This is a genomic window from Caulobacter sp. Root1472, assembly GCF_001426985.1.
In the GTDB taxonomy this organism is placed as follows: domain Bacteria; phylum Pseudomonadota; class Alphaproteobacteria; order Caulobacterales; family Caulobacteraceae; genus Caulobacter; species Caulobacter rhizosphaerae.
On record NZ_LMFX01000050.1, the window covers coordinates 110,544 to 123,640 of the forward strand.

General features: G+C 65.0%; 15 protein-coding genes, 1 tRNA gene and 1 pseudogene. 11 read left to right on the forward strand and 6 right to left on the reverse strand.

What is annotated here, in order from left to right; genetic code table 11:
* The first annotated feature begins 7 nt into the window (after positions 1 to 7).
* The 3 genes from cysK to ASD47_RS24220 are packed head-to-tail and all read left to right on the forward strand — an operon-like array spanning position 8 to position 2,710.
* Positions 8 to 994 (forward strand): cysteine synthase A, encoded by a 987-nt coding sequence (gene cysK, locus ASD47_RS24210; RefSeq protein ID WP_056762261.1) that lies wholly within the window; start codon positions 8 to 10, stop codon positions 992 to 994.
* A gap of 31 nt (positions 995 to 1,025) precedes the next feature.
* Positions 1,026 to 2,228: an NAD(P)/FAD-dependent oxidoreductase gene (locus tag ASD47_RS24215; protein ID WP_162251707.1), complete on the forward strand. Its 1,203-nt coding sequence runs from the start codon at positions 1,026 to 1,028 to the stop codon at positions 2,226 to 2,228.
* Positions 2,225 to 2,710, forward strand: a complete 486-nt coding sequence (locus tag ASD47_RS24220; protein WP_056762265.1) for a very short patch repair endonuclease — start codon at positions 2,225 to 2,227, stop codon at positions 2,708 to 2,710. The genes ASD47_RS24215 and ASD47_RS24220 overlap by 4 nt, the downstream gene beginning before the upstream one ends.
* 83 nt (positions 2,711 to 2,793) lie before the next feature.
* On the opposite strand, the gene ASD47_RS24225 is transcribed toward ASD47_RS24220, so the two are convergent.
* From ASD47_RS24225 to ASD47_RS24235, 3 genes are all read right to left on the reverse strand, one after another.
* On the reverse strand, positions 2,794 to 4,497 hold the full coding sequence (locus ASD47_RS24225; RefSeq protein WP_056762267.1) for an ATP-binding protein: 1,704 nt from the start codon (positions 4,495 to 4,497) through the stop codon (positions 2,794 to 2,796).
* Between the two features lie 234 nt (positions 4,498 to 4,731).
* Positions 4,732 to 5,040 (reverse strand): DUF167 family protein, encoded by a 309-nt coding sequence (locus tag ASD47_RS24230; RefSeq protein WP_056762269.1) that lies wholly within the window; start codon positions 5,038 to 5,040, stop codon positions 4,732 to 4,734.
* Between the two features lie 5 nt (positions 5,041 to 5,045).
* On the reverse strand, positions 5,046 to 5,372 hold the full coding sequence (locus ASD47_RS24235) for a YggT family protein (RefSeq protein ID WP_056762271.1): 327 nt from the start codon (positions 5,370 to 5,372) through the stop codon (positions 5,046 to 5,048).
* Between the two features lie 124 nt (positions 5,373 to 5,496).
* Between ASD47_RS24235 and ASD47_RS24240 the strand changes: the two genes are divergently transcribed.
* Positions 5,497 to 5,572: transfer RNA gene (locus ASD47_RS24240), tRNA-Ala, on the forward strand.
* A gap of 266 nt (positions 5,573 to 5,838) precedes the next feature.
* Here ASD47_RS24240 and ASD47_RS24245 read toward each other — a convergent pair.
* From ASD47_RS24245 to ASD47_RS24255, 3 genes are all read right to left on the reverse strand, one after another.
* Positions 5,839 to 6,096, reverse strand: coding sequence for a hypothetical protein (locus tag ASD47_RS24245; protein WP_056762273.1), 258 nt, complete (start codon positions 6,094 to 6,096; stop codon positions 5,839 to 5,841).
* An 84-nt stretch (positions 6,097 to 6,180) separates the two neighbouring features.
* The gene (locus tag ASD47_RS24250; protein WP_056762275.1) at positions 6,181 to 6,501 is read right to left on the reverse strand and encodes a DNA-binding transcriptional regulator; all 321 of its coding nucleotides are present in this window, start codon (positions 6,499 to 6,501) and stop codon (positions 6,181 to 6,183) included.
* A complete protein-coding gene (locus tag ASD47_RS24255; RefSeq protein WP_056762277.1) occupies positions 6,482 to 6,865 on the reverse strand; it encodes a type II toxin-antitoxin system RelE/ParE family toxin in 384 nt (127 codons plus the stop codon). Before ASD47_RS24255 ends, ASD47_RS24250 begins: the two co-directional genes overlap by 20 nt.
* A 123-nt stretch (positions 6,866 to 6,988) precedes the next feature.
* Here ASD47_RS24255 and ASD47_RS28360 point away from each other — a divergent pair.
* From ASD47_RS28360 to ASD47_RS24280, 7 genes and pseudogenes are all read left to right on the forward strand, one after another.
* Positions 6,989 to 7,093, forward strand: a pseudogene (locus ASD47_RS28360) (IS110 family transposase); the annotation flags it as partial.
* 167 nt (positions 7,094 to 7,260) lie between these two features.
* Positions 7,261 to 7,743 (forward strand): hypothetical protein, encoded by a 483-nt coding sequence (locus tag ASD47_RS24265; RefSeq protein ID WP_056762280.1) that lies wholly within the window; start codon positions 7,261 to 7,263, stop codon positions 7,741 to 7,743.
* Positions 7,744 to 8,497: 754 nt separating this feature from the next.
* Positions 8,498 to 9,568, forward strand: coding sequence for a hypothetical protein (locus tag ASD47_RS24270; protein WP_082564793.1), 1,071 nt, complete (start codon positions 8,498 to 8,500; stop codon positions 9,566 to 9,568).
* Positions 9,565 to 10,122 (forward strand): hypothetical protein, encoded by a 558-nt coding sequence (locus ASD47_RS27310; RefSeq protein WP_200945300.1) that lies wholly within the window; start codon positions 9,565 to 9,567, stop codon positions 10,120 to 10,122. Before ASD47_RS24270 ends, ASD47_RS27310 begins: the two co-directional genes overlap by 4 nt.
* 63 nt (positions 10,123 to 10,185) lie before the next feature.
* Positions 10,186 to 10,503 (forward strand): hypothetical protein, encoded by a 318-nt coding sequence (locus ASD47_RS27315; protein ID WP_200945301.1) that lies wholly within the window; start codon positions 10,186 to 10,188, stop codon positions 10,501 to 10,503.
* Positions 10,504 to 11,309: 806 nt separating this feature from the next.
* Positions 11,310 to 11,609, forward strand: coding sequence for a helix-turn-helix domain-containing protein (locus ASD47_RS26390; protein WP_235526188.1), 300 nt, complete (start codon positions 11,310 to 11,312; stop codon positions 11,607 to 11,609).
* Positions 11,606 to 12,898: a type II toxin-antitoxin system HipA family toxin gene (locus tag ASD47_RS24280; RefSeq protein ID WP_156402410.1), complete on the forward strand. Its 1,293-nt coding sequence runs from the start codon at positions 11,606 to 11,608 to the stop codon at positions 12,896 to 12,898. Before ASD47_RS26390 ends, ASD47_RS24280 begins: the two co-directional genes overlap by 4 nt.
* The last annotated feature ends 199 nt before the right edge of the window (positions 12,899 to 13,097 follow it).

Below are 13,097 nucleotides of genomic sequence, written 5' to 3' on the forward strand. Positions count from 1 at the left end.
ACTTTCCATGGACGACGCCTCCTCGATCTACGACGCCGCGCGGTTCAAGCGCGCCGGACGCGGCAAGATCTTCGACTCGATCCTCGACACGGTCGGCGACACCCCGCTGGTCCGCCTGCCCAACCTGACCGCCGAGCTGAAGCCCAAGGGCACGGTCGTGGCCAAGCTGGAGTTCTTCAACCCGCTGGCCTCGGTCAAGGACCGCATCGGCGTGGCCATGGTCGAATATCTGGAGGCCAAGGGCCTGCTGAAGCCGGGCGGCACCATCGTCGAGCCGACCAGCGGCAATACCGGCATCGCCCTGGCCTTCGTGGCCGCCGCCAAGGGCTACAAGCTGACCCTGGTCATGCCCGAGAGCATGTCGATCGAGCGTCGCAAGATGCTGCTGCTCCTGGGCGCCAAGCTGGAGCTGACCCCGGCCGAGAAGGGCATGCGCGGCGCCGTCGCCCGGGCCCAGGAGATCATCGAGGCCACGCCCGGCGCGGTGATGCCCCAGCAGTTCGAGAACACCGCCAACCCGCTGATCCACCGCGTCTCGACGGCCGAGGAGATCTGGAACGACACGGCCGGCGCCGTGGACGCCGTGGTCTCGGGCGTCGGCACCGGCGGCACCATCTCGGGCGTCGGCCAGGTGCTGAAGGCCCGTAAGCCGTCGGTGAAGATGGTCGCCGTCGAGCCGGAGGCTTCGGCCGTGCTGTCGGGCGGCGCGCCCGGCCCGCACAAGATCCAGGGCATCGGCGCCGGCTTCGTGCCGGGCATCCTCGATCGCGGGGTGATCGACGAGATCATCCAGGTGTCGAACGACGACAGCTTCGCCATGGCCCGCAAGGCGGCCTCGACCGAGGGCCTGCCTGTGGGCATCAGCTCGGGCGCGGCCCTGACCGCCGCCTTCGACCTGGCCATGCGCGACGACTATGCCGGCAAGCTGGTGGTGGCGATCATCCCCAGCTTCGCCGAGCGCTACCTGTCGACCGCCCTGTTCGAGGGGCTCTGATCCCAGACCGGTCGACAAGGACAGCGGGGGCGTGCGAGTCGGCATAGTCGGCTGCGGGGTCGGCGGCATGGCCGCCGCCCTGGCCCTGGCGCGAGCCGGTCACGCCGTCACCCTGCTGGAGGCCTTCGAGGCCCCGCGACCGCTGGGCTCGGGCCTGCTGCTTCAGCCGACCGGCCTGGCCGCGCTGCGCGCGCTGCGGCTCGACGAGCAGGTTCGCGCCCTGGGCGCCCAGGTGGACCGGCTGGAGGGCAAGGACAGCCGCGGCCGCAAGGTCATGGACCTTGACTACAACGACTGGAGGCCCGGCGCCCACGGCGTCGGCATTCATCGCGGCGTGCTGTTCCAGACCCTGCACGGCGCCCTGCCCGAGGCCGGCGTCGAGGTGATCACTGGGGCCCGGATCACCCGGGTCGAGACCCCCGCCCGTCCGATCCTCCACGACGACCAGGGCCGGATGTTCGGCCCGTTCGACCTGGCGGTGATCGCCGACGGCTCGGCCTCGCCGCTGCGCGCGAGCCTTCGCCCCCGGGCCCGCGCGCCGGTCTATCCCTGGGGCGCGGTCTGGACCCATCTGCCCGACCCTGGCGACCGGTTCGGCGGGGCCCTGCGCCAGGTCTATCACCGGGCCGAGGTGATGGTCGGCGCCCTGCCGGTCGGCCACGACCCGGACGGCCTGTCACCCACCGGCCTGGCCATGTTCTGGTCCGTGCCGGTCGCGGGGCTGGACGACTTCCTGGCCGGCGATTTCGCCGCCTGGCGCGAGCAGCGGCTGAAGCCGCTCTGGCCGGACCTGGCCGCCCTGCTCGACGAACGTCGGGACTGGGCGGGCTTCTCCCAGGCGCTCTATCGCGACGTCTCGGTCGGCCGCTGGAACCAGGGCGCGTGCACCCTGCTGGGCGACGCGGCCCACGGCACCAGCCCGCAGCTGGGGCAGGGCGCGAACCTAGCCCTGATGGACGCCGTTGAGCTGGCCGAACGGCTGGGGCGCGACCGCCGGCCGGTCGCCGTGTCGATCCGGGCCTGGCAGGCCGACCGCCGCCGCCACACCGGCCTCTACCAGGTGGCGTCCAAGGCCCTGACGCCGCTGTTTCAGTCGCATGGCGGATTCTGGCCGGCGGTGCGCGACCGGCTGTTCACGCCGATGTCGGGTTTGCCGGGCGTTCGGCACGTGGCGGCGCGGCTGCTGACCGGAACCCTGCGCCTGGGACGGTTCCCAGGCGTTACGAAACCATGACCCCGCCAGGACCCGCCTCGAACGCGACCGACGTCTTCTCCCCCGCCAAGCGCTCGGCCGTGATGGCGCGGGTCAGAAGCAAGGACACCAAGCCCGAGCTGCTGCTGCGCCGGCTGCTGACCGGCTTGGGCGCGCGCTACCGCCTGCACCGCAAGGACCTGCCCGGCTCGCCCGACGTGGCCATGCCGGGCCGGCGGCTGGCGATCTTCGTCCACGGCTGCTTCTGGCACGGCCACGACTGCGCCCGCGGGTCGCGCGCGCCCAAGGCCAACCGCGACTACTGGCTGGCGAAGGTGGCGCGGAACAGGGCGCGCGACGCCCGCAACCGCGCCGACCTCGCCGCCGCCGGCTGGCGGGTGGAAACGGTTTGGGAGTGCGAGATGAAGGACCAGGCGGCGTTGAAGGAGCGGTTGGCCGGATTGCTCAACGAAACGTCCTCCTTGCCCCCACCTGACCGCTGCGCGGTCTGTCCGCCCCCATAGGGGGCGGAGCCGGATGCGCGAGGCTCTTCCCCTTCCGGGGGAAGACGGCCGCGAAGCGGTCCGTAGAGGGCAAGTCTCCCCGCCTAAGCCGCCGCCCTAGACGCGCTGACCGGCAGCAGCTCGCTCAGGGCCGCGTGCAGCTGGCTGGGATCGATCGGCTTGGCGACGTGGGCGTTCATGCCGGCCGCGTGACAGGCCTCCCGGTCCTTGGCGGTGGCCGAGGCGGTGACGGCGATCACCGGAATGTGGCGATTGGGCCCCTCGGCCGCGCGCAGCTCGCGGGTGGCGTCGCGGCCGTCCATGCCCGGCATGTAGACGTCCATCAGCATGACGTCGAACACCTCCGAATGCAGCAGCTCCAGGGCCCGCTCGCCGGACTCGGCCAGGGTGGGCTGGATGCCGAACGACTGCAGCACCAGCTCCAAGGCCCGGCGGTTGACCACGTGGTCGTCGACCACCAGCACTCGGGCGCCATCGATGACGGCGCCGCCGGTCCGGGTGTCCGGGGCTTGAGCGGCCTCAAGCCGGACCTCAAGCCGGAAGCGCGAGCCCTTGCCGGGTTTGCTGGTCACGGTCAGGTCGCCGCCCATCAATCGGGCCAGTTCCCGGCTGATCACCAGGCCCAGGCCCGAGCCGCCGTGTTCGCGCGCCACATTGGCGGCCAACTGATCGAAGGGCGTGAACAGCCGCGCCATCTGCTCCTCGGTCAGGCCCTGGCCCGTGTCGGCGACCACGGCCTCGAACATCAGGCCGTCGCCCGCCTCGCGCGCCGCCAGCCGCACGGTGACCGCGCCCTGTCCGGTGAACTTGATGGCGTTGGACAGCAGGTTGTTGAGGACCTGGCGCAGCCGCAGGGAATCGCCGGCCACCCAGCGTGGCAGGTTGGCCGCGCCCTCGACCCGCAGGCGCAGGCCCTTCTTCTGGGCGTCGGGACGCCACAGGCGCAGGGTGTCGGCCATGGCCTGGCGCAGGTCGAACGGCGCCTGCTCGACCGCCATCCGCCCGGCGTCCAGGCGCGACAGGTCCAGCAGGTCGTTGAGCAGGGTGCGCATCATCGCGCCGGCGTCGCCGATCAGCTGGGCGTGGGTCTTGGAGGCGGCGTCGGGCAGGTCGCTGTGCAGGCGGGCCGCTCCGGCCAGGATGGCGCTGATCGGCGTGCGCAGCTCGTGACTGATCATGGCCACGAAGGCCGACTTGGCGGCGACGGCCTCCTCGGCCTCGTGGCGCCGCCGCTCGGCCTCCTCCTTGGCGGCGGCTTCGGCATTCAGGGCCCGTTCCAGGGTGCGGGCCGCGACGAACACCGACAGGATCAGCAGCAACACCCCGAACCACAAGGCGCTGGCCAGGGCCGAGGCCGGATTGGCCCATCGGGCCACGAACGGCGCGATCAGCAGGTAGGCCACGTGCGGGGCGGCCGCCGAGATCGTCGCCGACCTCAGGCTGGAATTGACCACGATGACGTTCAGCAAGGCTCCGGCCAGCAGCAGGCCGCCCAGGGTCGGGGCGAAGCGGATGCTCGAGGCGAACAGCGGAATCGACAGGAAGCCGAATATGGTCGAGGTGATCGCCGGCATGGCCGCCACGGCCAGTCGCAGCGCCCGGCCGGGGCGAGGCTGGCGCAGCATCTGGCGGATCAGCACCAGCTCGACCAGCTGGGCCGCCGCATAGGTCCCGACCCACAGCCAGGTCCAGCGGGCGTTCATGAAGACGTGCAGGATCAGGGCGATCATCACCGTGGCGGCGACACGCAGATAGAGGTTGCCGCGCCGCGCGAGCGCCGCCCTCATCTCCCCCGACCGATGCCGTTCGTCGCCCACTCAGCCCCCCGTCGCGCGCGGCCCCCGCCACGCGCCTAGAGCCCATAGCATGAAACATCGTCGCTAAAAGGGGATGAAAAACCCCGGTTCGTTCACGTCTTTTCCGGCCGGAAGGGGACGAAATCTCTCCCCATTCTCCTCACGGCGGCATTTCCGACGCGCGACGTGCGGTCAAGCTGGGATTTTCAATCAAATCTTGCTTTGCTATGTCGAAATTAGGGGGACGGGCGGACGTCCCAGCGCGCGCTCCAGCGACAACGGGTCGCAACCGGCGACGTCGATCAGCTTCAGCCGCGCTCCCGCGCCGGACGCCAGGGTCACGGACGACCGGGACACGCCCAGAGTCTTGGCCAGGAAAGCGATCAGGGCCGCGTTTGCCGCGCCCTCGACCGGCGGGGCCGAGACCCGCACCTTCAGATAGGGCCGGCCGTCGCCGTCGACCGCCCAGCCGTCGACCGCCTCGCGTCCTCCGCGCGAGGTGAGGCGGATGGCCAGGCGCAGGCCTGAAGACATCGCGGCTAGTAGTAGCCGCCGCCGACCAGGCCGATCAGCGTCCGGTGAAGGGCCGGAAGCAGGATGCTCTGCACGCCGGTGATGATCAGCAGCACGATGATCGGGCTAATGTCGACGCCGCCTAGCGGCGGGATGATCCGCTGGAATGGGCGCAGGATCGGACCGGTCACCCGGTCGAGGAAGGTGCTGATCTGATAGACCGCGCGATTGCGCAGGTTGATGATGTCGAAAGCCACTAGCCAGCTCAGCACCGCCGAGATGATGATCGCCCACCACAGCAGGCTCAGCAGCGCGCCGGCGATGAAGAAGACGAAGTTGAGGATGGCGACCATGAGCTTCCCGTCCAGTGACACCGCTTCTTGCCGCGCTGCGACGGCCCTGGCAAGCGAACCCCGCCGACAGACCCAACCCGACGCTTGACGAGGCCGCCGGCCCAACGTATCTCCGCGCTTCCTTGGGGCCGTAGCTCAGATGGTAGAGCGCCTCGTTCGCAATGAGGAGGTCAGGGGTTCGATTCCCCTCGGCTCCACCAAGGACCCAGTTAACTATCAGATTTAATTCAATAAAACACCCTCGGGAATGATGATTCCGGTCAACTCGGTGACCGGGGCTTCGGCCGCAGGGATGTTGCAAGGTGGCGCGTATAATTGTTCCCGGGTCGCTCCATTGGAGTCCGAAGATCGGCAGAGAGACGCCGGTGATCCGCCCGGCCGTTTCGCCGGTCATTCGCGCCGCCGGCTTCAGGGGATTCTTCATCACGCGCTCCAAGCTCGGCGGCCGACTACGGGCTGGTTGTGGTCATTCGGCGGGAAGCGTGATCGAGGCAGCGATCGCCGCGCCGATGGGATCGGACCGACGCTCGAGGAAGTAGCGCACATCCTTGTCCCGGCTGTCGTCGAACGCCTGACCTACTTTGCAGGTCAACAACAGGTCGGCCGCCCAGATCTCCACCCACCTCAAGCTGATTGAAGGCAACCCCAGCAAGCGTCCGCTGAACGCTGACGTGATGGTCCAGCCCCTCGGATCCGCGCCGGCGACGCCGTTGCCGACAACCAAAAGCGGGCCTTTCCAAGGTCCCAGAAGTCAAAAATTGGCAGTTCCGGTGAAAGCCGTATCGGCGCGGCCCTGAAGCGACGCCTCCTAGGCCAGGATTTGCAAGCCGTGCTTCTGAACGATCGCCAGCAGCTTGAGCGCAACGCCGCTGGGCTTTTTGGCACCGGCTTCCCACTTTTCCACGGTGCTCTCGCTGGTGTTTAGATAGCGGGCGAAGACTGGCTGACTGACATGGTTGCTCTCGCGGAGCTGCTTGATTTGCGCGGGCTCGATCATCGGCGGCACGGCGAGGCACGTCGCGTCGAAGTCGCGCATCGTGGCCTTGTCGATGGTGCCGGCCCGGTACATCCCGGCGACGTTGTCATGGATCGCCTCAAAGGCGTCGCTCTTAAACTTGCGCTTGGTCATGACAGATCTCCACAATCGCCTTGGCCTTTAGCTCCTTGTCGATCTCTACGTCGGTCTTTTCGGCGTAGAGATCGGCCAGCTGACGAAAGGCCTTCAATTCGTCGTCGTCGATATTCGCCCTGTCCTTCTTCGCGAACAGATAGGCGTAAACCCAATACCTTCGACCTTTGGCCAGGATGATGCTGCGGCTACGGTTCTTGTCGAGGCGCTTCTTGAACACCCCGCCACCCAGATCATCGGCCTGGCCAGCCATTGCCGCCGCAACCGCCGCGCAAAGCTCGCTGTCCTTGATCAGCGCTTTCTTGGCCGCCTTGGTGAACCAAGCCGTCTTGAAGGCCCGCGTGACTTCCTTGGCCTTGGTCATGAGAAATGTGTAGCACTTAGTGCTACCATATTCAATGGCGAGTACACGCGCATCATGATGCCGTCAGGGAGTCCACGCTGATCAGGCAGCGCATTGCGCCCTTGGACACCTTCCAACCCAGGGCTGGAGAGCATGCTGGCCCGAAAGCCACGGATGCTGGTCACCATCGCATTGGCCAACAAGATGGCGAGGATCGTCTGGGCGCTGATGGCGCACGGAGGAATCCACCCCTTGCTGAAGCTGGGAAGGTCCGTTGGTGGCGACGCCGGCGAATGTCCGAATGCTGGAGCGCTGCTCCCGGCGATGAACGACCCTGAGCGGACCAAATCTTAGAAGCTTGCGACGCAGGTGATTGCGGAGGACAGTCCCTCAAGCTTCACAACGAAACGCACCTCATGTACCGCCCGGCCGTCGCGCAGCGCATCGCTTTGCTGCACCCTGCAATCCTGACAATCGTCTGGATTTTGTTGAACTTGGTGCCACTGGCAGCGCTCGGCATGCCCCTGTTTCAAGGGATATTCACGGCGCTGTTTGCTGGCCTGATGTGTGGTTGGAGCTGGGCGATCTTCACAGTTTCCCTAGCGCGACGACCGGCACCTGAAATCCCCGAATGGACGCCTTGGATATTCCTAGCGCCGCCAGCAATCACGTTGGTCGCAGCGATCTTCGGTCTTCCCACCCGGAACAGCCCCGTGGCGCTTCTATTCTTCGCGACGTTGTTCTTCGCGCTGTGGCGTGCGGCGGCAGCACTCGAAAGGGCAGCCAAAGTTGGCACGCCTCCAACCGTTGGCCGGATCATAGGGACCATGATGCTCATGTTTTTCATGATCGCCGGTGTCTGGGTGCTTCGTCAGAAAGTCGTTCGAGTGTCCGGCTGATGTGCTCAGGTTGCATCCCGGTTTAGTGCCGGGCGACCAGCGCGATTGTCCGCTCCCCACCCTTCTCAGACGCTGGAAAAGTCCGCTTCTACGTTCAAAGCGGTCGGCTATCGGGTCACGCTCAGGCGCTATTTGGGTGGTGATTCTGGATAGATAGATGGATCGCGCATCAACTGATCGAGATTCACGAGCAGCGCGGACAAACTTTGGGGCTCCGCCCCTGGTGCGCTTCGGATCGGCTTCCGCCCAGCTTCGGCCGCGGTGCGGCCTGCAGCCGGGTTCCCGCGAAGCCCGCCGCTCCGCTTGCACCCCAGTCTCGCCGACGGGCATAGGGTGGACGGGCGATGGCCTTGCCGGTGAGGAGGATTTACTCGGACGCCATGTTGGTCGCTCGATTTTAATCGGGGCAAGTCCTTTCCGAGAGTTTTTCAAGGTTCGGATACGCCAGGGTGCGCCGTGGTTCGAAAATCTGTTGAACTACATTGTAGTAAAATTGCTCGAAGTGCAAGTAATGGTGCTCTAAATAGCGGCGGCGTATGCTTTAGGTAATTTCAACGACATCCGCCAAGCGGCTAACAGTTCCAATGTTCGATAACATCGGCACCGTTGTGAGGCTTTTGGCTAAATCGGCGAGGCGGGATGCGACGGATCCTATAGCGCTGATGGAACCCAGCAATTTCCTGCGCAGTAAATTTTGACATTTCCCCGAATATGGAACAAATGCCATATTTACTGCGCAGGAAATTCCTCAAGAATGTTGTACGAGCAGGCTCTGGTCGAACAGTTGAACAGTGCGCTCGCCGAAATTCCCGGCGCCGTGCTCGATCCAGACGTCGCGATCCTTCTTCAAGACGGCGGCGCTGACGCCGTGATCGACGTCGCGATCAATGGGCGATCGCTGCGCCTGTTCGTTCAAGTCAAGCGTTCGGCCTTTCCACGCGACGTGCGCGAGTCGATCTGGCAATTGCGCGACCATCTGCGTGAGATGCCCGGTATTGATGGCCAACGCGTGCCGATGGTGGCGTCCGAGACCGTTTCGCCTGGCGCTCGAAAGCATCTGCAGGACGCCCGCGTCGGATATTTCGACGAGAGCGGCAGCCTCTATATCCCTGCCGACGGCGTTTACGTCTTGATCGATCGCCCAATGGCCAAGCGCCAGAAGCGGTCGATCAACGCCGTTTTCACTGGTCGTCGCGCCCAGGTCCTGCACGCCGCCTGGGTGTGCCGGAAGGAATGGTTCGGCGTTCAGGACGTTGCCGAGCGCGCTCAGGTCTCGCCGGCGACAGCCTCCCAGACCTTGACCGAACTAGAGCGCCGCGATTGGGTCGAGGTGCGCGGCAGCGGGCCAAGCAAGGAGCGCCGCCTGTCCGATCGCCGCGCGTTGTTGGACGCCTGGGCCCAACATCAGCGAACCAGTAAGCCGCCGGAAATGCGCACCTACTACGTCCCAGAAAGCGCGGTCGCGCCCGTCGTGCGGAAGCTGGACGCCGTCGCCACTCAGGTTGGGGCCGACTACGAAATCACCGGCGCGGTCGCCGGCCAGGCCCATGCGCCCTACATGTCGCATATTGGCCAGATCCAGTGTCGTATCGGTGCTGACCGTGCTGACGCGGTCCTGGCCCAGATGAATGCCCGCAGCGTCGTCGACGGATGGAATCTGGCGGTGATCAGGGCCGATTCACCGACCGATTTCGCGTTCCGGGAGCGCAATGAATTCGGCTGGATCGCCGACCCGCTTCAAACCTATCTCGACCTTCTGCAGGGCGGTGGGCGCTCATCGGAGTTCGCCGACCACCTTCGCGCCGAAAGACTTCCGACCCCATGACCAAGCCGCGCACCATCGAATTCTACGACGCCAGCGTAACGGCGGATTGCGAACGCATGTTGGTGACCCTGCTCAGTGGTCTGGGTCCGTGGAAGGAGTCGGTCTACCTCGTTGGCGGGCTGACCCCGCGATATCTTGTGCGGGCGCAGCCGCCGGAAGTTCGCGCCCATGCCGGCACTGCCGACGTCGATCTCGTCATCGACTTGGCGGTTCTGGCCAACACCGAGGCCTATCAAACGCTTGAAGCCAACCTGAAGGCCATGGGGTTTGAGCGCGCCGAGAATGACAAAGGCGCCAAGGTCAATTGGCGCTGGCGGATGTGGACGGAAGATGGGACCGCGGTCATTCTGGAATTTCTGTCCGACGATCCCAATCTCAGCGGCGGCCAAATGCAGGAGCTGCCGACCAAGGGAAACCTGTCGGCGGTACAGGTCCCCCACGCCTCGATCGTCAAGGATCTCCACGACAAGATCGTGATCGAGGCCGAGCGCCTGACGGACAAGGCCCTGACCAAGGAGACCATCGCCTACGCCAACATCGTCAGCTTCACGTGACTGAAGGCTTTTGCGCTCGAGCATCGCGGCCATCCAAAGGACGCACACGATCTCGTCTATTGCTTGGAACATTACACCGACAAGCCGGGGGCGGCTGAACGCATCGCCGAGGCTCTTGGCGGCAAGCATGCTGAGGTCGTGGACAAGGCGCTGACGATCCTGGTCAACCGGTTCACCCATGATGATCCAGACCAATCTTATCGGCGCGATGGGCCGACGGTGGCGGCGGCCTTCGAATACCCCAACCCGCACAGTGATCCGGAAATCCAGCAACTGAGGCTGCTCGCGCAACGAAACGCCGCCCGCGTGGTCACCGAACTGCTCACCTTGGTCGGCTACATCAAGCCTGCGGCCGACAGCGCGTCCGTCGTCGATAAATAGGCTGGCGAGGCTAGACGCTACGCTGGGGGAGCGGCCGAGAACGGTTGGCGGTCGCCGCTAGTTCAGGTTCGGTGATCTGCGGCAAGGTCAGCCAAGGGAGAGCAAGAGGGCGACGTCGGGATCCGCGACGGGTGCGAGGCGAGAGAGAGGCTCTCGGCGGCCCGTCCTGGAGGTTCGCGAACAGAGCGGGGAGCAGCAAGGCGGCTCCAGCGACGCTCGCAATACGGGCGAAGACAAGCAGGACAAACATGAGCCCCAAGATTATGATCGTGCCAAACAGCGCGATACGTAGGTCGATCTGAAAGCCAGCGATGATGGCGACGACTGCCGCGATCCCGCCAATGCCGACGGCGTATCGTACCGCTGGAACCGCGCTTACGGCGGATCTCAGGAAGGCTTGCGGCGATGCTGCAAAGAACTTCGGTCCATCCGCCACCACACGTCCCCAACGTTGCTTGTTGCGACGATACCCGTTCCCACCACAACCGCAAGGCGTTGGTCATGTCAGGTGCGCGCCTTGATGTCTCCTATCCTACGCGGCGATGATTCAGTCTTCTGCGGGATCTGAGCGGCGACCGGGAGCCTGCTCGGCCCAGCTGTCTGTTGTGGGGACAGGCGCCGCTCTCCCGGCGCCGGGATGCCCGATCATGCACCTGAGGAAGCGACCGGCGGGCGCGCTCGGTCCCGCCGCTGGCATATGTGCATCTTATTGCACATCGTGACGTGTGCATAATTCTGCACGTTGCGAGAAGTGAAAAATTATGCACACATCACGATGTGAAAAATCATGCACATAGGTCTGAATCGTGCTGATCAATACGCCTCATGATCTCGGCTCCGCGATCCGCGAACGCCGTAAGGCTCTCGGTTTGGATCAGGTCGAACTTGCCGCCCAGGTGGGCGCGAGTCGACGTTGGCTAATCCAAGTCGAGAATGGTAGCTCCGGAGCCTCGCTCAGACTGCTCCTTCGCACCTTGAATGCTCTTGGCATGCGGCTTTCAGTTGGAGCCGAGAGCTTAACCCAGCAATCGTCCGAGCAGCCCTTGTCCACACCGGACCTGGACGCTGTAATTGCGCGCGCCCGGCGAATGGCGCCCCCAAAATGAGCCATCTGGTCATCCTGATGAATGGGATCGAAGCGGGGCGTCTGGACTACGAAAAAGGGCGCCTATCCTTAACCTACGCACCGCAATGGCGTGAGCGACCGGGGGCTACCCCGGTCTCACTCTCCATGCCCCTCACCGGCGCGAGCTACTCGGGCGCCGCAGTCGGTGCCTTCGTCTGGGGGCTGCTACCCGACAACGAACAAGTTATCCAAGAGTGGGCGCGGCGCTTTCAGGTAAGTGCGCGGCAGCCCTTCGGACTGATCGGCGCTGTGGGTGAAGACTGCGCGGGCGCCGTCCAGTTCGTCGCGCCGGCTCGCCTCGCCGCCGTGCTCGATGGTGAGGCAGATGGAGTGGATTGGCTGACTGAGAGACAAGTCGGCGAGCGTCTTGCCGGTTTGCGAACTAACCGTGGTGCGTGGCGGCGGGCGGGTGACGGCGGTCAGTTCAGCCTCGCGGGAGCCCAGCCCAAGATAGCGCTCATTCAGCAGAACGGCCAATGGGGCATACCACGCGGAAGAATTCCGACGACCCATATCCTGAAACCGCCATCCGCTGACCTCGAGGCACAGGCCGAGAATGAGCACTTTTGCCTATCCGTTTTGGGGCGACTTGGCCTTCCTGTCGCCCAGTCGTCCGTCCAAACATTCGAAGGCGAGGTCGCCATCGTCGTGGAGCGATACGACCGGCTTGCCACGGCCACCGGAGTCGCTCGCATCCATCAAGAGGACTTCTGCCAAGCCCTCGGCGTGCTGCCGGATCGGAAATACCAAAACGAAGGTGGCCCCGGCCTGCGGGACATTCTTGACTTGCTTCGCGTGGTATCTTCCGCGCCGAAAGAGGATATCGAGAGCTTCGTAGACGCAGCCATCTTCAATTGGATGATCGGCGGCTCTGACGCCCACGCCAAGAACTTCTCGCTACTGCACGCAGGCGGTGGGCGGGCGCGACTGGCGCCCATCTACGACGTGGCGAGCATCCTGCCCTATGCGCCTCAGGTGCAGTTTCAAGACGTAAAACTCGCCATGAAAATCGGCGGCGAATATCGTCTGGGTGAGATTGGCCTGCGTCGCTGGGCCGGTTTCGCCAAGGAGAACCGCATCGACTTCGAGCAAGTGCGCGACCGCATCGGCCTGATGGCGGACAAACTCCCCGACTTGGCGGCGGCGGCTCGCGACGAGATCGCCGAGGCGGGCGGCGCTCACCCCCTAAACGACAAACTGACCGACGTGTTCACGGAACGGTCAAAGTGGGTAAAGAGTCAGTTGGATAAGGCGGCTGCCGCTGGCTGAGCGACAACAGCCCGTTGTCCATTCAGACCAAGGGGTTCTTTCAGGTGAGAGATGTCCAAACCCAGGTAGGTCACCTTTGATGGCGCCCAATAGCGTCGCCAGTCGGTGGCCACGGCCAGGCCCGCAGCATCATAGGCCTTCAACAGCCTGCCAAAGCGTTCCCGAACATGCCCTGAACGGGGAAAGTGTTACATCCGCG